The organism is Pseudomonas putida, from assembly GCF_028682395.1.
GTDB lineage: Bacteria > Pseudomonadota > Gammaproteobacteria > Pseudomonadales > Pseudomonadaceae > Aquipseudomonas > Aquipseudomonas putida_AB.
This window is the reverse complement of sequence record NZ_JANHLC010000010.1, coordinates 26,066-43,504: the sequence shown is the minus strand read 5'-3', so window position 1 is coordinate 43,504 and position 17,439 is coordinate 26,066. Positions and strand designations below refer to the sequence as shown.

Sequence of the window (17,439 nt, the reverse complement as noted above, 5' to 3'; positions counted from 1 at the left end):
CCCTCGAAACCTCCCCTTACAAGCCTCCTTTCAGCATTTATCCCGGCAGGCCGATAGATCGAACCTGAAGGATTGCTGACGGGATCATCTCCAGCAAATCCACCCTTTTCTGTTCCTAAGTTTTTGGAGAGATTCGATGTATAGCTGGCTTGACAATGTCAGTGTCAACCTGAAGTTGGCCCTAGGATTCGGCATCGTGCTGACCCTCACCCTGATCCTGGCATTGACCGGCTGGACCAGCGTCACGGGGTTGATCAATCGTACTGACCGAATGACCGATATCACCGAGTTGAACGCTGCCTTGACGCGCCTGCGCATCAGCCGTCAGCAGTTCATGCTCAGCAAGGGCGATGACAAGGCGGCCCAAACGGTGCAGGACATGCTCCAACAATTCGCCCAGAAGCAACACTCACTGCCCAGTCACTTCAAATCCCCGCAAAGCCTGAGCCTGCTCAAGGAACAGGCCACGTTGATCGACTCCTACCGGAAAAACCTGGAGACGATGCGCAAAGCCTACAAGGATGGCCATGCCGCCAACGACATCATGGTCAAGAACGCCGTGGCCTCCGAGGCGCTGCTCGACACTCTCAAGGCCGCCGTTCTGCAACTCAACGCCTACGACGACAGCCGTTTCCGGCAACTGCTGCTCATCACCAACAGCGATGCCGACTTCCAACAAACCCGCTTCGACATGAATAGGTTTATCGAAACCTCTAATGCACAAGCCGAAGATAAAGCCGTTCGCCAACTCGACAAGGCCATCGCCGGCATGGAGCAACTGAGCCAGGCCCTGCCTGCCAGCCAACAGAATAATGTGCGCCAACTGGCCGCGACCCTGGAAAACTATCGCAGTGCCATGGAGCTCTATAAGGATGCCGATCGTCGGGTTGAGGAGTCGGAGAAGCAACTGACCCACTACGCCGATGGCATCCTGAGCCTCAGCGAAGCCATGTACAAGAACCAGATAGAGTTGCGCGACGAGGAAACCAGCAAAACCCGCCAGGCGCAAAGTATCAGTACATTACTGGCGCTGCTGCTAGGCATGTTGGCCTCCGTGGTCATTACCCGGCAGATCACCCGCCCCCTCAGCGAAACCCTGGAAACGGTCAAGCGCATCGCTAGCGGCGACCTGACCCAGAGCATTCAAATCACCCGGCGAGACGAACTGGGCGCGCTCCAGCAAAACATTCAGGACATGGGCAGCACCCTGCGTGAACTGATCGGTGGCATCCGCGATGGCGTCACCCAGATCGCCAGCGCCGCCGAAGAGCTCTCGGCCGTCACCGAGCAAACCAGCGCTGGGGTCAACAGCCAGAAGGTCGAGACCGATCAGGTCGCCACCGCCATGCACGAGATGACCGCCACGGTGCAGGAAGTCGCGCGCAATGCCGAGCAGGCTTCCGAGGCCGCGGCCCAGGCCGACGGCGAAGCCCGCGCCGGCGATACCGTGGTGGCCGAGGCCATCGAGCAGATCGAGCGCCTGGCTACAGAAGTGATCCGTTCGACCGAAGCCATGACGATGCTGCAACAGGAAAGCGACAAGATCGGTAGCGTCATGGACGTGATCAAGGCCGTGGCCGAGCAGACCAACCTGCTGGCTCTCAATGCGGCCATTGAAGCGGCACGCGCCGGTGAAGCCGGACGCGGCTTTGCGGTCGTGGCCGACGAGGTTCGCGGCCTGGCACAGCGCACGCAGAAATCCACCGAAGAAATCGAAGGGCTGGTTGCCGGCCTGCAAAATGGTACCCAGCAAGTGGCGCAGGTGATGAACAGCAGCCGCGCCCTGACCAACAGCAGCGTGGCCCTGACCCGTCAGGCTGGCGAGTCGCTGGGCAACATCACCCGCACCGTGTCGAACATCCAGTCGATGAACCAGCAGATCGCTGCCGCCGCCGAGCAACAGAGCAGCGTGGCCGAAGAGATCAACCGCAGTATCGTCAATGTGCGCGATGTCTCCGAGCAAACCGCCGCTGCCAGCGAAGAAACGGCCGCCAGCAGCGTCGAACTGGCACGCCTGGGCAACCAATTGCAAATGTTGGTCAGCCGCTTCCACATTTGATCCACGTTCACCGCTACGCACGTCCCAGCCGCAGGCTGTGCTGGGACGTGCCGGTGATCGACCTCGCTCCATCCCCTCGCCTCACGTAAACTCCCGCGCCCAATACGTTACAAACCATTTCGGCGCCAGGCGCCGACACTTGCGCCCGGATCCCCAATGTTCTCGACCCTCAAACGCCACTGGTTCTCCAATCTTCGCGGCGATGTGCTCGCCGGTCTGGTCGTCGCCCTGGCGCTGATTCCCGAAGCCATCGCCTTTTCGCTGATCGCCGGCGTCGACCCCAAGATCGGCCTCTATGCCTCCTTCAGCATGGCGGTGGTGATTGCCTTCGCGGGCGGGCGCCCCGGCATGATCTCTGCCGCCACCGGCGCCATGGCCCTGCTGATGGTCACGCTGGTCAAGGACCATGGCCTGCAATACCTGCTGGCCGCCACCCTGCTGTGCGGCGTGCTGCAAATCGGCGCCGGCTACCTGCGGCTCGGCTCGCTGATGCGGTTTGTCTCGCGCTCGGTGGTGACCGGCTTCGTCAACGCCCTGGCGATCCTGATCTTCATGGCGCAACTGCCGGAACTGACCCATGTGAGCTGGCATGTGTACGCCATGACGGCCACGGGGCTTGGGATCATTTATCTGTTTCCACGGCTGCCCGTGATCGGTCGGCTGCTGCCTTCGCCGCTGGTCTGCATCCTGGTCCTTACCGCCATCAGCCTCTGGCTTGGCCTGGATATCCGCACCGTTGGCGATATGGGCGAGTTGCCCGACACCCTGCCGATCTTTCTCTGGCCCGAAGTGCCGCTGAACCTGGAAACCCTGAAAATCATCTTCCCGTACTCGGCGGCCATGGCCGTGGTCGGGCTGCTGGAGTCGATGATGACCGCCACCATCGTCGACGAGATGACCGACACCACCAGCGACAAGAACCGTGAATGCAAGGGCCAGGGCCTGGCCAATATCGCCACCGGCCTGCTCGGCGGCATGGGCGGTTGCGCAATGATCGGGCAGTCGGTGATCAATGTTAAATCCGGTGGGCGCACACGTCTGTCGACTCTGATCGCTGGCGTCGCGTTGCTGTTGATGGTGGTATTTCTCAGCGACTGGGTCAGCCGTATCCCCATGGCGGCCCTGGTCGCAGTGATGATCATGGTGTCTATCGGCACCTTCAGTTGGGACTCGTTGCGCAATCTGCGGCGCTACCCGCTGTCGACCAATATTGTCATGCTGGTGACCGTGGCCGTGGTGCTTGGCACCCATAACCTGGCCTACGGGGTATTGGCCGGGGTGCTGCTGGCGGCGCTGTTCTTCGCCAACAAGATGGGGCACTACCTGCGGGTGGAGTCGTCACTGGAGGCCGACGGCACGCGGGTCTATCGGGTGATCGGCCAGGTGTTCTTCAGTTCCGCCGACAAGTTCAGCGCCGCCTTCGACCTCAACGAACGCCCACCTGCCGTGCTGATCGACCTGAGCCACGCGCACTTCTGGGATATCACCGCCATCGCCGCCCTGGACAAGGTGGTGCTCAAGCTGCGCGGCAATGGCGCTCAGGTCCAGGTGCTGGGGCTCAACGCAGCCAGTGCAACCCTGGTCGACCGCTTTGGCACCCACGACAAACCCCAGGGAATCGAGACCCTGCTGGAGCATTGAACCGCAGAACGGGCTAGCCCAGGGTCGGTGCGTAGCCGGACAGCTTGCCCTGGATAAAGTCGAGAAAACATTGGATGCGCAGGGCCAACTGCGAGTTGCGGTAGTAAACCGCATGGATCGGCTGCCGATAGCCGCTATTGGCCTCGGCCAGCAGCACCTGCAGGCGGCCACTGCGAATATCTTCGTGGGTCATGAAATGCGACAGGCAGGCAATGCCCTGCCCCGCCAGCGCCAGTTGACGCAAGGTCTCGCCACTGGACGCGGCGATGCCCGGCAGGATCTGCCAGCGGTCGCCCTGGGCATGGCGCAGGGGCCAATGGTTGAGGCTTTCGGTCTGGGTAAACCCCAGCAGCGTATGCCCGGCCAACTCATCCACACTCGCAGGCATGCCGTGCTGCTCCAGATACGTCGGGCTGGCCAGAATATTCAGCGGGCTGCTGCCTAGGGCGCGCGCATGCAGGCTGGAGTCGGCCAACACGCCAATGCGGATGGCGATATCGGTACTCTGCTCCAGCAGGTCGATAATCAGGTCGTTGCTGTTGAGTTCCAGCTGGATATCCGGATAGAGCCGGCGAAACTCGTCGATATAGGGCACCACCGAGTGGAGCATGAAGGGTGAGGCGGCATTGATCCGCAAGCGCCCGGACGGTGTCTGTTGCCGCAGGGCCAGGCGCTCTTCCAGTTCGTCCATCTGCTCGAGGATGCGCTTGGCCCGCTCGAAGAAAAACTTGCCCTCTTCGGTCAGGTCCATGCGCCGCGTGGTGCGGTTGATCAGCGTAGTCGCGAGCTTGCTCTCGAGCCGGGACAATGTGCGGCTGACCGCCGAGGGCGTCTGCCCGGCCTGCTCGGCGGCGGCGGAAATCGATCCACACTCGATCACCGCGACAAAGATCTGCAACTCGTCCGATCTGGCTTTCACAGGCACCTCTCATCGAAAACAGCCCTGATAGTAGCCGCCTGCGAGGCAAAAGGAACCTCAGGCCGGCAAGCCAAGTACCTTCGCCAGGTGTTCGCGGTAGCGCTGGATATCGGCTTCGATGGCCGGACGCTTCATCACGTCGACGCACAGGAAGGTCGGCAATGCCGTCATGCCCAGAAATTCGTTGGCCTTGTGGAACGGGAAGTAGACAGCGTCCACGCCCTTGCCCTCGAAGAAGTCGCTGGGGTCGTCAAACGCCTGCTGCGGTGCGTTCCAGGTCAGCGACAGCAGGTACTGCTTGCCCTGGATCAGGCCGCCGCTGCCGTATTTCTGCGAGGCATCGGAGCGAGTCCGGCCATCGTTGGCATACAGGCTGCCATGACCCGCGGTGAACACTTCATCCATATAGCGTTTGACGATCCACGGGGCGCCCATCCACCAGCCGGGCATCTGGTAAATGATCACATCGGCCCAGAGGTATTTGGCCACTTCCTCGGCAATGTCGTAGCCAGCGTCGATCTGGGTCTCGCGAACGTCGCAACCGGCCTGGTCGAGAAAGGCCAGGGCCGTCTCGTGCAGGGTCGCGTTATAGCGGCCATCAGAGTGGGCGAAGGCTTTGGCGCCATTGAGCAGCAGAATCTTTTTCATGGTTAACCTCGTCAAGAGTCGACCACTGGGCCCGAAGCCGTCAGTGAATCGTCTGGATTGGAATTTGATGAGGGCAAGATAGCGCCTGCCGCCGCGCTGAAAAACCGCTGAATGGGCAAATTATATTTGACTCAAACGCACGAATCGATGAGTAACTGTTGCCGTAGAATCTTTGGACCATTCCTTTCTGGAGGCTGTCCATGAGCCCGCTCTACGGTTTTATCCTGCATGCCAAAACGCGCCCGGAACGGGCCGAGGCCTTCGAGGCACTGTTTCGCGCCTATGTCGAACCGAGCCGCGCCGAACCAGGCTGCATCGAATACCACATGCTGCGCGACCTGGAAGACCCGAGCCTGTTCATCTTCTACGAGGTCTGGCAATCCAGGGCTCATCTGGATGTGCACTCGGCGCTGCCCCATATGGCGCAGTTCTTCGAACAGCGCATGGAGTACCTGGAAAGGGATTTCGAGATCCGCCGGATCGACATGCTCAGCCCGCCGTCGGCTAGCCGCTGATCAGCAGATGGCCGCCCAACACGGCGAGCCCAGAGAAAAATACCCGCTTGAACAACATGGCACTGATCCGCTGGCGCAGCCACTGGCCAAGCAACATGCCGAGCATCGCCGGCACCAGCGCCAGCAAGGACGCCCCCAACGCACCTTCGCCCAAAGCGCCATGCCAGAACAGGCCGGCGGCCAGGGCCAGGGTCGAGACTGTGAACGACAGCCCTAGGGCCTGTACCAGTTGATCCCGGCTCAAGCCCAGGGCTTGTAGATAGGGCACCGCCGGGATCACAAAGACGCCGGTGGCCGCGGTAATCACCCCGGTCACCAGCCCACACAGGGGGCCCAACCAGCGCTCGGTGCGTGGACCGACCCGCAGCGTTGGCAGAAACAACCCGCTCAGGGCATACAGCAACAGGGCCGCCCCCAGCGCCCGGACCATCCAGCTCCCACCCTCGATCCCCAGCCAGAACGACCCCAACGCCGTGCCCAGGAAAATCGCCAGCAGCATCGGCCACAGGCGCTTGAGCAGTTCCGGCAAATGCCCCCCTGCCGCTAATTGCCAGAGATTGGTCAGGGTCGCGGGGACAATCAGCAAGGCCGCAGCCTGAACCGGAGACATAGCCAGGCCCAGCAGGCCCATGGCGATGGTCGGCAGCCCCAGGCCAATCACCCCCTTGACCACCCCCGCTAGTAGAAAGGTGCCCAAGACCAGTAATGAAAGGGCCCAGCCCAGGTTTTGGTAAAACGCGACAAGTGTTTTCATGGCCCCATCCTGGGCCGGCGCGCCAAAAAGGGAAATCTGCCATATATTGAGTCTGCCTCTTTAAAAGCAAGAGGCAGGATGAAAACACCCTGGACAAAGAGGTGGCTGCCCCATGCATTTCGATCTGGTCGACCTGCGCCTGTACCTACATATTCTCGAGGCCGGCAATATCACCGCCGGCGCCACGCGCAGCCATCTGTCCCTGGCCGCCGCCAGCGCACGGATCCGGGCACTGGAAGCGTCCCTGGGCACCGTGTTCTTCGAGCGCGGGCGCCGTGGCGTAACGCCGACGCCGGCCGGCCTGGCCCTGGCCGAACACGCACGGATCCTCCTGCAACAGGCTGAGCGCATGCAGCATGAGCTGGCCGAATACGCCCAGGGCTTCAAGGGCCGGGTGCGCTTGCCGTGCAATACCACGGCCCTGACCGAATACCTGCCGGAACTGCTGGCGGATTTTCTGCGCGAGCACCCGCATATCTCCATCGATCTGCAGGAGATGACCAGCCTGCACATTGCCCAGGCAATCCGCCAGGGCGCGGCGGACCTGGGTATCGTCGCCGACTCCGTGGACACCCGCGACCTCTGCACCCGGGCCTTTCGCGACGACCCGCTGGTGCTGCTGATGCCGCCCGGGCATGCCCTGGCCGGGCGCGAAAACCTGACCTTTCGCGACACCCTGGGCCATGACTATGTCGGCCTGGGCGCCAATAGCGCACTGGCCATTCACCTGGAAGAACAGGCGTTGCGCAGCGGCTTGCGCCTACAGGTGCGGGTACGGGCCGAGGGGTTTGACGGGGTGCTGCGCATGGTTGCCCATGGGGCCGGGCTGGGCATCGTGCCCCTGGCCACGTTGCAGCGCTGGCCGAATCGCGAAGCCTTTATCTGCCGCCCGCTGACGGAGCCCTGGGCGCAACGCAAGCTGTTGCTGTGCGCGCGCGATTTCACTGATCTGCCGGTCTATGTCCGCGCCCTGCTCCAGGCCCTGAGCCTGCCCGAGGCTTGACTCTGCCCCCAGGGGGAGACTTTATCCTCGCGACCTTTAACCCCCCATGAGGTCACGATGAGCAAGAAGATAATGGTGCTACTGGGGCATCCAGGCCAACAGAGCTTCTGTGCGGCCTTGGCCGAACGTTATGTCACGGCCGCGCAGCAGGCCGGCCATGAAGTGCGCCTGTGCCGACTGGCTGACCTGCAGTTCGATCCGATCCTGCACGAGGGCTACCAACAGATCCAGGCGCTGGAGCCCGACCTGCAACAGGCCCAGGCCGATATCCGCTGGGCCGAACACCTGGTCTGGGTATTTCCGATCTGGTGGGGCGGTGTTCCCGCGTTGCTCAAGGGCTTTCTCGACCGGGTCCTGCTGCCCGGCTTTGCCTTCAAATACCGGCCGGGCAAAGCCTTCCCGGAAAAATTGCTGCACGGACGCACCGCCGATCTGCTGGTCACCCTGGACACGCCGTCCTGGTACTACCGCTGGGTCTATCGCATGCCCGGGCTGAACCAGATTCGCCGTACCACCCTGGCGTTCTGCGGGATCAAGCCGCTGAAAACCCTGACCTTCGGCCCGCTGATCGACGCCACGCCTGCCCGGCGCCAGCGCTGGCTGGAACAAGCCAGCCGCCTCGGCGCCCGCTAGAATGGCGCCTCTTCAGGACAAGGACTGCCCCATGTATATCGGCGCCGCCGCCCGCCTTTCAGGCACCCCGATCAAGACCATTCGTCATTACGAAGCGATTGGCCTGCTGCCTGCGCCGCCACGCCAGGGCGCTTACCGCCTCTATGACCAGCAGAGCCTTGAGCAACTGCGCTTTATCCGCTGTGCGCGGCAACTGGGCTTTCGGCTCAAGGACATGCACGGTCTGTTCGACGGGCCCGCCGACAGCCGTTTGCCCTGGGCCCGCGTGCAGGAGGCCATGGCGGCCAGAGACCGTGAAATCAGCGCACAGATCGTCGCGCTGCAACGCCAGCAGGCCGATCTGCAAGCCTTTGCCGAGCAACTGGACGCAGCCCGGGAACATTGCCCCCTATAATCGGCGCGCGCAGATTTGCTCGGTTTTACCGCACGCCCTTGCCGCTACCCTGATCTGTCCCGTTTCGAGGCTCGCCCGCCATGCCATCACCGCAGGTCCTTCCCGGTATTCACTGGCCACTGTTCGAACTCGGCCCCGATCTGCCCCTGAAAAACCTGATGGCCCAGTTGGAGCGCCTCGAACGCGCCAGCCCCGCGACCCTTCGCGCCGGGCAGGAACAGCAGTTGCGCGAGCTAGGCCGCCACTTTGCCGAGCATTGCCCGTTCCACTGCGCCCGCCTGCGCGACGCCGGTCTCGATCCCGCCCAACCGCTGGATCTGCCCACCCTGCAACGCCTACCGCTGTTGCGCCGCCGGCACCTGCAGGACGCCGGCGATCAATTGTTCAGCCGCCGGGTGCCCCCCAGCCATCTGCCCCTCACCGAAATGCGCACCTCCGGTTCCACCGGCGAAGCAGTCATGGTCCTGACCACCCAGGTCGGCAAGCTGTTCTGGCTGGCCCTGACCCTGCGCGAGCACCAGTGGTGGCAGCGCGACTATCAGCGCACCCTGGTCGCCTTGCGGGGCAATCTGTCCCAGGCTCGCGTCAGCCAGGACAATTGGGGCCCACCCGTCAGCCTGGTCAGCCCTAGCGGGCCGGCCCACGCAATTTCCATGGCGCGGGGCAGTGCCAAGCTACTCGATGACTTGCAGGAAATAGCCCCGCACTACCTGCTGCTGCACCCCACCGCCCTACAGGACTTACTGCGTGCCCTGCCGGCAGACGGCAGCGCGCTCGACAGTGTCCGCCAAATCCGCTGCATCGGCGAAACCCTCAGTGACACGCTGCGCGTACAGACCCGCGAGCGCCTGGGCATTGAGATCGTCGATTGCTACAGCTCCCAGGAAGTCGGCGTGATCGCCCTCCAGTGCCCGGTCGGCGGCGGGTATCACCTGATGGCCGAGCACCTGATCGTCGAAGTACTCGACGAGCACGGCCGCCCCTGCCGGGAGGGCGAGATCGGCGAAGTGGTGATCAGCGACCTGCACAACTTCGCCACGCCGTTGCTACGCTACGCCCTGGGCGACCATGCCGAGGTCGGCGGTCCCTGCCCGTGCGGGCGCAACCTGCCCACCCTGCGCCGGATACTCGGGCGCACCCGCAATATGCTGCGCTACCCGGACGGCAAGCGGCGCTGGCCCTTCGGCTTCGACCCCCTGCGCCAGGTGGCCCCGATGATTCGCCAATTCCAACTGGTGCAGCATTCGGTCGAGCGCCTGGAACTGCGTCTGGTCGTGGTCGAGCCATTGCAACCCAGCCACTGCGAGGCATTGCGCGCGGTGATTCACCAGGCCCTGGAACATCCCTTTGCCTTGGACTTCAGCTATTACGAGGGGCGTATCCCTAGTGGCAGCCAAGGTAAGTTCGAAGAGTTCCTCTGCCTGATCGCCGATTGAACGCAGCAACAACAGGGCAAATCGGACAAAGTTCCCTTTTGCTCAGATTTGCTCAGATTTGCTCAGTTTCGCCATCAGGGTTCCGGGTTAGGGTCGCGCATTCGTGCCTATTCGCCTCTGGAGCCGCCCTGTGAACACGTCCTACCGCCTTATCTGGTCCCCGACCCGCCAGGCGTTCGTCGTCGCCGATGAACGCGCCAAGACTCGCGGTAAGTCGGGCCTGCGTGGCGCCCTGCTGCTGGCCCTGGCCAGCCCGCTGCTGGGCGGTTTGCCCAACGCCTACGCAGTGGGGCCAACCCAGCTGTGCACCAGTCAAGCGCCGGTATCCGTCAATACGGCGGGTAGCAATCGCGCCTGCATCATCGATGAGAATGGTGAAAGCCTGACCGTGGGCGCCAACGGCAGCCTAGCGCTGGATATGGAGGGCGTGCCCACGGTGACAGTCGCCTCCTCGCTCGGGCCTCTGGGTGAGGTATTTCTCGATAACGCCGGGCTGATCGAGTCCACGCAGGACATCGCCGTCTCCGCGGCCGCCGGCTCAGGCAACCGCCTGGAGATCGACCAGATCCGTAACCGTGCAGGCGCGACTATCCGCGGCCAAGCCCATGCCATTTACGTCAACAGCCGCTACGGCGAGGTGCAGATCGGCAGCATAGACAACAGTGGCCTGATCGAGTCCGCAGGCGTTGCCATCCGCCTCGAAGGCGGGGACAGTTCACTCACGATCGACAGCATCGTCAACCGCCAGGGGGCGACCATCCACGGCGATCAAGGCGCCATCTGGATTACCGGCAATCAAAACAACGGGCGCATTCCGGTGGTCGTCGGCCACATCGAGAACTCCGGCACCCTCTCGGCCAGCGGCGGCGACAATTACGCCCTGAATCTCTACGAGACCGACCTCACCGGCACACTCATCAACAACAAGGGCGCATTGATCGATGGCGCCGAAGGCGGTATCGGCATTAGCTACAGCAACACCGGCAGCATCCTCAACGCCGGGACCATCCGCAGTTCCGCTGAAAACCGCGAAGGCGTGTCTATTACCCAGTCGACCATCACCGGCGACTTTCACAACAGCGGTTTAATCGAATCCGGGGAAGTCGGCGTGTACTTCAACAACAGTACCGTCACGGGCATCATCGCCAACAGCGGGACGATTACGTCGGCGGACAACACGGCACTGGAACTCGTACAGAGCTCGGTCACCCGCGTGGACAACTCGGGCACCCTGGCCGGCGGCGTCGGGCTGAGGGTCCAAGGAGGCTCGCTCGCAGCGATCAACAACAGCGGCCGCATCGACGGCACGCTGATGGGCATCTACATCGAGGATGACGCCCCGATCTACCGGACGCTGCCCACCGCCACGGCCGCCATCAACATTATCGGTACCCAGGCCGCCATCACCGGTGACGTCAAGGCCGTCAACAGCCACTTCAACCTCAAGAGCGGCGCGGTGTTCAATAGCGTCAATGCCATCGAGGTCAATGCCTTCACCATCGAGCAGGGTGCCACGCTGAACATGGGCACCGGCACCAGCCTGAGCAAAGACAGCGGCCTTGGGTTTGCGCTCGCCAATGACGGCATCACCGTCGGCCAGGGTGGCTTTACCAACCATGGCACCCTGGCGCTGGCCGCCACCACTGAGGCCAGTGTCCACGGCGATTACGTGCAAGCCAGCGACGGGCAACTGAAGATCGGCGTCGACTCCGACGACACGTTCGGCAAGCTGGTGGTCAATGGCACCGCCGACCTGGGCAGCAACGCGAAGATCAGCGTGGATGTCGGCAATCTCAACTACCGCTTCAGCGGCAACCCGTTGGAAAACGTACTGAGCGCCACCCACCTGATCAGCGACGGTACATTTGCCGTCAGCGACAACTCGCGACTGTTCGACTTCGGCGCGCTCAAAAACGGCAATAACGTCGACCTGACGCTCAAGGCTGCCAGCAGCACCGAACAGGTCGTGCGCGCCTTGGGCAACTCCCCGGCCGGCCCTGCGGCCGCGGCACTCGACCAGAGTTTTGCGCGCAATTCCGGCAGCGAGCTGGCCAGCCATTTTGTCGGTCTGACCAGCGACCAGCAGGTCTCCGATGCGGTGACTCAGACGATGCCGCTGCTGACCGGCGGCTCCATGGGCGCCACCAGCAACACCATGAGCGGCATCAACCGGGTGGTGCAGGCACGCCAGGACAGCAACAGCGGTCTGTCTTCCGGCGATTCGCCGCTGCGTGAAGAACACCTGTGGATCAAACCGTTTGGTTCCTGGGCTGACCAGAATGAACGCAACGGCGTGGCCGGTTTCGATGCCAACACCTATGGCCTGGCCATCGGCGCCGACGCAGCGGTGTCCGAGGCGGCGCGGATGGGCGTCGCCTTTGCCTATGCCCATACCGATGTCGACAGTAACTCGCGGATCGCCCCCCAAAGCCTGAAGGTCGAAACCTTCCAGTTGATCGGCTATGCCAGCTATAACCTGCAACCCGATACCGAAATCAATGCGCAGCTCGATATCGGCCAGCACAATAACGAAGGCAAGCGCCAGATGCCGTTCGCCAATGCAACGGCCCGCTCCGACTACAGCAGCTACAGTGCCCACGCCGGCCTCGGCCTGGGCCACACGCTACGCTTTGGCGAGGCGCTGACCTTTGTCCCGTCGGTACGGGCCGACTACACCTGGCTCGGGGATCCGTCCTACAACGAAAAAGGTGCCGGGGCGCTGGATCTCAAGGTCGACAGCCGCGATGCCGAAGAACTGGTGTTGTCGCTGGACGGCAAGCTCAACTACCGTATCGCCGCCCACACGGTGCTCAGTGCCAACCTCGGTGGCGGCTATGACGTCATCAATGAGCGCTCGGCAATCACCTCGCTCTATGCCGGCGATCTCAGCGCCGCCTTCACCACCCGCGGTGTGGACCCGAGCCCCTGGCGGACCCGTGCGGGCCTGGGCCTGACCCACGAACTGGCCAACGGCACCGAAGTCAGCCTGCGCTACGACGCCGAGTCACGCAGCGACTTCCTCAACCAGGGCGCTTCGGTCAAGGCCCGCTGGGCCTTCTAGACCGCCCTTCGACCCGGCGGCTTCCCCCTGGGGAGCCGCTGCGGTTCTGGACAGGTGAGTGTCGAGTTCAGACAACCGGGCGCCCGGCAGGCGCTATAGGGTGCTCGCTCAGTCAGCCTTTCTGCCGGAGCCGTCATGCCCAATCTGCCGCTTACCGTCCTGCGCGACACCCATCCCCTGCCTGTCCTCGATGCCTGCAAATGGCAGAAACTGGCGGGCGAGCCGCACACCGTCAACCTCAATGCCTACACCAGCGATGATGGCAGCAAGATCATGGGGACCTGGATCTGCACGCCCGGCAAGTGGCGGGTCGAGTATGTGAAGTGGGAGTACTGCGATTTTCGCGAGGGCTATTGCATCATCACCCCCGATGGCCTGGAGCCCATTCACCTGCGCGCCGGCGATATCTTTATTGTCGAGCCAGGCATGACCGGCACCTGGGAAGTGGTGGAAACGGTGCGCAAGTACTTTGTCTTTGCCTGACCCTCTCACGCTAGAGGGCGTGCCCGCCCTTTAGCGCCCCCGGCACCCGCACCACCGGCGACACGCCGGACCGTCACGCCCAACGACTGGAACAACCTCTTCACACTGCCCGCCTCGCCCACTGCCGCCATAAACCGGCGTAGACGCTGCTCTCAGGTCTCAGCCGCGCGCTGTCAATTTTTCAAGACAATTCTCGCCACCTCCAGCTCTTTAAGCCTCCCGGGAGATCGGGCAGGATATCGCCCTCCCAAAATGACACCCGTGAGAGCGGGGGAGGAATCTAGATTTCAAGGCGTTATCAACAAACAAACAGCGCTGATCGACAGACAACCACGGTACGGGGCGTAGGATCCCAAACCCTGCGTCTTAGCGTTTTTTTATACCCTGCCGGGGCACTTGCCAGGATCAACAACCCTATCACGCGCTGCGCGCGAGAAGGACGATCGCAGCGCTCCCACAAGTGGTTCGCCACTTGAATGCAACGGGCCCGGCCCCTATCTCCGGGCGTATGTGCGGCAGGTTTCACAAGGTCTGACAACCCTGTGATGGTCACCTAGACCTCCCATCCACCTGGGTTGAGCACTCTCAGCCTTATCCAGTGCAGTGATCAGGCAAACGCACCTGCCCTGGGAAGAACAGAGGACTATCCCTATGCTTCAACTCGATTTCTACGGGACCCTTGTGGCGGCGTCCCTCGTGCTGCTCCTGGGCCGAGGCCTGGTCGCACGCGTCAATGTGTTGCGTACCTACAATATTCCCGAACCCGTGGCAGGCGGCCTGTTGGTTGCCTTGCTGCTGCTGGCGCTGCGCGGGATGGGCGGGTACGAAGTGCGCTTCGACACCTCGTTGCAGACCCCGTTGATGCTGGCGTTCTTCGCCACCATCGGCTTGAGCGCAGACTTCGCCAGCCTGAAAAAAGGCGGACGAGTGCTCGGTATCTTCCTGCTGGTCGTTGGCGGCTTGCTGGTCGTGCAGAACGCCGTGGGCGTCGCACTCGCCAAGGCACTGGGCCTCGACCCGCTGATGGGACTGCTGGCCGGGTCCATCACCCTGTCCGGCGGCCATGGCACCGGCGCCGCTTGGGGGGCAGTGTTTACTGAACAGTACGGGCTGGCTTCCGCCTCGGAACTGGCCATCGCCTCGGCGACCTTTGGCCTGGTACTCGGTGGCTTGATCGGCGGGCCGGTCGCCCGGATCCTGATCAAGCGCGTGCAGACACCCGGCACCACGGGAGAAAACCCGCGCATGCCCAAGGGCTTCGAACAGCCCAACAGCGAGCGCCTGATCACGCCCTTTTCCTTTATTGAAACCCTGGCGCTGATCTCCATCAGCCTGCTGGGCGGTCACTTCCTCAGTGGCCTGATCCAGGGCACGGCCTTTGAGCTGCCGACGTTTGTCTGTGTGCTGTTTATTGGCGTGATGCTGCGCAACGGCTTGTCGGTCCTGGGCTGGCACCAGGTGTTCGAACGGGAAGTCTCGGTGCTGGGCAATGTCAGCCTGTCGCTGTTCCTGGCGATCGCCTTGATGTCGCTCAAACTGTGGGACCTGGCCGCACTGGCCTTGCCGATCTTTATCCTGCTGAGCGCGCAGGCCGTATTGATGGCGCTGTTTGCGATCTTCGTGACCTTCCGCGTGATGGGCCGCAACTATGACGCCGTGGTACTGGCGGCCGGGCACTGCGGTTTCGGACTGGGCGCCACACCTACCGCCATCGCTAACATGCAGGCCGTGACCCAACGCTATGGCCCCTCGCACATTGCCTTTCTGGTGGTGCCCATGGTCGGCGCGTTCTTTATCGATATCGCCAACGCCATTGTGATCAAGCTGTACCTGGCCTTGCCGTTTATCGGAACCGCGGCCGGTTAAAACCCACTGTGGCCGACGCCATGTCGGCCACAGTCCTGCCGGGTTTCAGGCGCGCTTGAGCAGGTCGAGCGCGACATCGACAATCATGTCCTCCTGCCCCCCCACCATCCGCCGCTTGCCCAGCTCGACCAGGATGTCGACGGTCTTGAGGCCGTACTTTGCGGCAGCCATTTCCGAATGGCGCAAGAAGCTCGAATAGACCCCGGCATAGCCCAGCGCCAGCGACTCGCGATCAACCCGCACCGGCCGATCCTGCAAGGGCCGCACGATATCGTCGGCCGCATCCATCAGCGTGTAGAGATCGGTGCCATGGTTCCAGCCCAGGCGCTCGGCGGCGGCGATAAACACTTCCAGCGGGGCATTGCCGGCACCGGCGCCCATGCCGGCCAGGCTCGCATCGATACGGTCGCAACCCTCTTCCACCGCGGTGATCGAGTTGGCCACGCCCAGGCTGAGGTTGTGGTGCGCGTGCATACCGGTTTCGGTCTGCGGATCCAGCACGGCCTTGAACGCGCGGAAACGGTCGCGCACATCCTGCATGCTCATCGCGCCACCGGAGTCGGCCATGTACACGCAGGTGGCGCCGTAGCTTTCCATCAACTTCGCCTGGGCCGCCAACTGCTCGGCCGGGATCATATGGCTCATCATCAGAAAGCCGACGGTGTCCATGCCCAGGTTGCGCGCGTATTCGATATGTTGCTTCGACACATCGGCCTCGGTGCAATGGGTTGCCACGCGTACCACCCGGGCACCGGCCTCGTAAGCGGCCTTGAGGTCATGCACGGTGCCGATGCCCGGCAGCAACAGGGTGGCGATTTTCGCGTGCTTGATCACATCGGCGGCGGCTTCGATCCATTCCAGGTCGGTGTGCGCCGCAAAGCCGTAGTTGAAGCTCGAACCTTGCAGGCCATCGCCATGGGCAATCTCGATGGAGTCCACTCGGGCCTGGTCCAAAGCGCGGGCGATATCCTGCACGTTCTGGAGCGAATACTGATGGCGCACGGCATGGCTACCATCGCGCAGGGTCACGTCGGAGATGTAGAGTTTCTTGCCGGGATTGAAGGTCATCGATTGGCTCCTCAGGCGTTCAGCATCGACTGCGCCATGCGCTCGGCCGTGGCCAGCGCTGCGGAGGTCATGATGTCGAGATTGCCGGCGTAGGCCGGCAGGTAGTGGGCGGCGCCTTCGACTTCGAGGAAAATCGACGTCTTGAGCCCGGAAAACTTGCCCAGCCCCGGAATGTTCAGCGGCGCATCGGCGGCAATCACATCGAACTGCACCTGCTGCTTGAGCCGGTAGCCCGGCACATAAGCCTGGACCGCCGCGGCCATCTCGACAATCGACGCTTCCACGAGCGCCTGGTCGGCCGCCTCGGACAGCACGAATACGGTATCGCGCATCATCGGCGGCGGCTCGGCCGGGTTCATCACGATAATCGCCTTGCCCTTGGCAGCGCCGCCGATCACTTCAATGGCCTTGGACGTGGTTTCAGTGAACTCGTCGATATTGGCCCGAGTGCCGGGGCCCGCCGATTTACTGGCAATCGAGGCGACGATTTCGGCGTAATGGACCTTGGCCACCCGCGACACCGCTGCGACCATCGGGATGGTTGCCTGGCCACCGCAAGTGACCATATTGACGTTGAGCTGGTCCAGGTTCTGTTCCAGGTTGACCACCGGTACACAGTAAGGACCGATGGCCGCCGGGGTCAGGTCGATCAGGCGGATCCCCGGTTTGACCGAACGCAAAAAGGCGTCGTTCTTGACATGGGCACCGGCTGAAGTGGCGTCGAAAACAAAGTCGATTTCGTCAAACACCGGCAGGCGGGCCAGCCCCTCGATCCCCTCGTGGGTCACCGCCACGCCCATGCGAGCCGCGCGGGCCAGGCCATCGGACGCCGGGTCGATACCGACCATGGCGCCCATCTCCAGGTACTTGGCGTTGCGCAGTACCTTGATCATCAGATCGGTGCCGATATTGCCGGGACCGACAATGGCGACCTTCAACTTTTTAGTCATGCAAATACT

Annotated in this window: 15 protein-coding genes and 1 pseudogene; 11 read left to right on the top strand and 5 right to left on the bottom strand. The window is 62.7% G+C overall.

The window, feature by feature from the left end:
• Positions 1 to 136: 136 nt before the first annotated feature.
• The 3 genes and pseudogenes from NPS46_RS25470 to NPS46_RS20825 form a co-directional block, all read left to right on the top strand.
• A pseudogene (locus NPS46_RS25470) lies at positions 137 to 1,156 on the top strand (methyl-accepting chemotaxis protein); the annotation flags it as partial.
• Between the two features lie 39 nt (positions 1,157 to 1,195).
• Positions 1,196 to 2,059 carry a methyl-accepting chemotaxis protein gene (locus tag NPS46_RS25465; RefSeq protein WP_425312772.1) on the top strand — a complete coding sequence of 288 codons (864 nt, stop codon included), beginning with the start codon at positions 1,196 to 1,198 and terminating at the stop codon, positions 2,057 to 2,059.
• 156 nt (positions 2,060 to 2,215) lie between these two features.
• A complete protein-coding gene (locus NPS46_RS20825) occupies positions 2,216 to 3,700 on the top strand; it encodes a SulP family inorganic anion transporter (protein WP_274110512.1) in 1,485 nt (494 codons plus the stop codon).
• Between the two features lie 13 nt (positions 3,701 to 3,713).
• Here NPS46_RS20825 and NPS46_RS20820 read toward each other — a convergent pair whose 3' ends face one another.
• Together NPS46_RS20820 and NPS46_RS20815 are read right to left on the bottom strand one after the other, a co-directional pair.
• Complete coding sequence (locus NPS46_RS20820) at positions 3,714 to 4,619, bottom strand: LysR family transcriptional regulator (RefSeq protein ID WP_274110510.1); 906 nt, start codon at positions 4,617 to 4,619, stop codon at positions 3,714 to 3,716.
• Between the two features lie 57 nt (positions 4,620 to 4,676).
• A complete protein-coding gene (locus NPS46_RS20815; protein WP_274110509.1) occupies positions 4,677 to 5,267 on the bottom strand; it encodes an NAD(P)H-dependent oxidoreductase in 591 nt (196 codons plus the stop codon).
• Between the two features lie 200 nt (positions 5,268 to 5,467).
• Here NPS46_RS20815 and NPS46_RS20810 point away from each other — a divergent pair, with 200 nt between their 5' ends.
• Complete coding sequence (locus NPS46_RS20810) at positions 5,468 to 5,782, top strand: putative quinol monooxygenase (RefSeq protein ID WP_274110508.1); 315 nt, start codon at positions 5,468 to 5,470, stop codon at positions 5,780 to 5,782.
• On the opposite strand, the gene NPS46_RS20805 is transcribed toward NPS46_RS20810, so the two are convergent.
• A complete protein-coding gene (locus NPS46_RS20805; RefSeq protein ID WP_274110507.1) occupies positions 5,772 to 6,536 on the bottom strand; it encodes a sulfite exporter TauE/SafE family protein in 765 nt (254 codons plus the stop codon). The genes NPS46_RS20810 and NPS46_RS20805 overlap by 11 nt on opposite strands.
• Positions 6,537 to 6,648: 112 nt before the next feature.
• Here NPS46_RS20805 and NPS46_RS20800 point away from each other — a divergent pair, with 112 nt between their 5' ends.
• From NPS46_RS20800 to gltS, 7 genes are all read left to right on the top strand, one after another.
• The gene (locus tag NPS46_RS20800) at positions 6,649 to 7,539 is read left to right on the top strand and encodes a LysR substrate-binding domain-containing protein (protein WP_274110506.1); all 891 of its coding nucleotides are present in this window, start codon (positions 6,649 to 6,651) and stop codon (positions 7,537 to 7,539) included.
• Between the two features lie 57 nt (positions 7,540 to 7,596).
• Positions 7,597 to 8,172: an NAD(P)H-dependent oxidoreductase gene (locus NPS46_RS20795; RefSeq protein ID WP_274110504.1), complete on the top strand. Its 576-nt coding sequence runs from the start codon at positions 7,597 to 7,599 to the stop codon at positions 8,170 to 8,172.
• Positions 8,173 to 8,203: 31 nt separating this feature from the next.
• Positions 8,204 to 8,566, top strand: a complete 363-nt coding sequence (locus tag NPS46_RS20790) for a MerR family transcriptional regulator (RefSeq protein WP_274110502.1) — start codon at positions 8,204 to 8,206, stop codon at positions 8,564 to 8,566.
• An 80-nt stretch (positions 8,567 to 8,646) separates the two neighbouring features.
• Positions 8,647 to 10,002, top strand: a complete 1,356-nt coding sequence (locus NPS46_RS20785; RefSeq protein WP_274110500.1) for a phenylacetate--CoA ligase family protein — start codon at positions 8,647 to 8,649, stop codon at positions 10,000 to 10,002.
• Positions 10,003 to 10,132: 130 nt separating this feature from the next.
• Positions 10,133 to 13,063, top strand: a complete 2,931-nt coding sequence (locus NPS46_RS20780) for an autotransporter domain-containing protein (RefSeq protein ID WP_274110498.1) — start codon at positions 10,133 to 10,135, stop codon at positions 13,061 to 13,063.
• Positions 13,064 to 13,198: 135 nt separating this feature from the next.
• On the top strand, positions 13,199 to 13,546 hold the full coding sequence (locus NPS46_RS20775; protein WP_274110496.1) for a cupin domain-containing protein: 348 nt from the start codon (positions 13,199 to 13,201) through the stop codon (positions 13,544 to 13,546).
• 651 nt (positions 13,547 to 14,197) lie between these two features.
• A complete protein-coding gene (gene gltS / locus NPS46_RS20770) occupies positions 14,198 to 15,412 on the top strand; it encodes a sodium/glutamate symporter (RefSeq protein WP_274110494.1) in 1,215 nt (404 codons plus the stop codon).
• A 45-nt stretch (positions 15,413 to 15,457) separates the two neighbouring features.
• Here the strand turns inward: gltS and dmpG are convergent, their stop codons facing one another.
• A complete protein-coding gene (gene dmpG / locus NPS46_RS20765) occupies positions 15,458 to 16,480 on the bottom strand; it encodes a 4-hydroxy-2-oxovalerate aldolase (RefSeq protein ID WP_274110492.1) in 1,023 nt (340 codons plus the stop codon).
• Positions 16,481 to 16,491: 11 nt separating this feature from the next.
• The gene (locus tag NPS46_RS20760; RefSeq protein WP_274110490.1) at positions 16,492 to 17,430 is read right to left on the bottom strand and encodes an acetaldehyde dehydrogenase (acetylating); all 939 of its coding nucleotides are present in this window, start codon (positions 17,428 to 17,430) and stop codon (positions 16,492 to 16,494) included.
• Positions 17,431 to 17,439 lie beyond the last annotated feature (9 nt).

Coding starts and splice junctions, on each gene's coding strand:
- NPS46_RS20825 (WP_274110512.1), top strand. CDS start 2,216: ATGTTCTCGACCCTCAAACGCCACTGGTTCTCCAATCTTCGCGGCGAT.
- NPS46_RS20760 (WP_274110490.1), bottom strand. CDS start 17,430: ATGACTAAAAAGTTGAAGGTCGCCATTGTCGGTCCCGGCAATATCGGC.
- dmpG (WP_274110492.1), bottom strand. CDS start 16,480: ATGACCTTCAATCCCGGCAAGAAACTCTACATCTCCGACGTGACCCTG.
- NPS46_RS20795 (WP_274110504.1), top strand. CDS start 7,597: ATGAGCAAGAAGATAATGGTGCTACTGGGGCATCCAGGCCAACAGAGC.
- NPS46_RS20815 (WP_274110509.1), bottom strand. CDS start 5,267: ATGAAAAAGATTCTGCTGCTCAATGGCGCCAAAGCCTTCGCCCACTCT.
- NPS46_RS20785 (WP_274110500.1), top strand. CDS start 8,647: ATGCCATCACCGCAGGTCCTTCCCGGTATTCACTGGCCACTGTTCGAA.
- NPS46_RS20775 (WP_274110496.1), top strand. CDS start 13,199: ATGCCCAATCTGCCGCTTACCGTCCTGCGCGACACCCATCCCCTGCCT.
- gltS (WP_274110494.1), top strand. CDS start 14,198: ATGCTTCAACTCGATTTCTACGGGACCCTTGTGGCGGCGTCCCTCGTG.
- NPS46_RS20805 (WP_274110507.1), bottom strand. CDS start 6,536: ATGAAAACACTTGTCGCGTTTTACCAAAACCTGGGCTGGGCCCTTTCA.
- NPS46_RS20810 (WP_274110508.1), top strand. CDS start 5,468: ATGAGCCCGCTCTACGGTTTTATCCTGCATGCCAAAACGCGCCCGGAA.
- NPS46_RS20800 (WP_274110506.1), top strand. CDS start 6,649: ATGCATTTCGATCTGGTCGACCTGCGCCTGTACCTACATATTCTCGAG.
- NPS46_RS20790 (WP_274110502.1), top strand. CDS start 8,204: ATGTATATCGGCGCCGCCGCCCGCCTTTCAGGCACCCCGATCAAGACC.
- NPS46_RS25465 (WP_425312772.1), top strand. CDS start 1,196: ATGGGCAGCACCCTGCGTGAACTGATCGGTGGCATCCGCGATGGCGTC.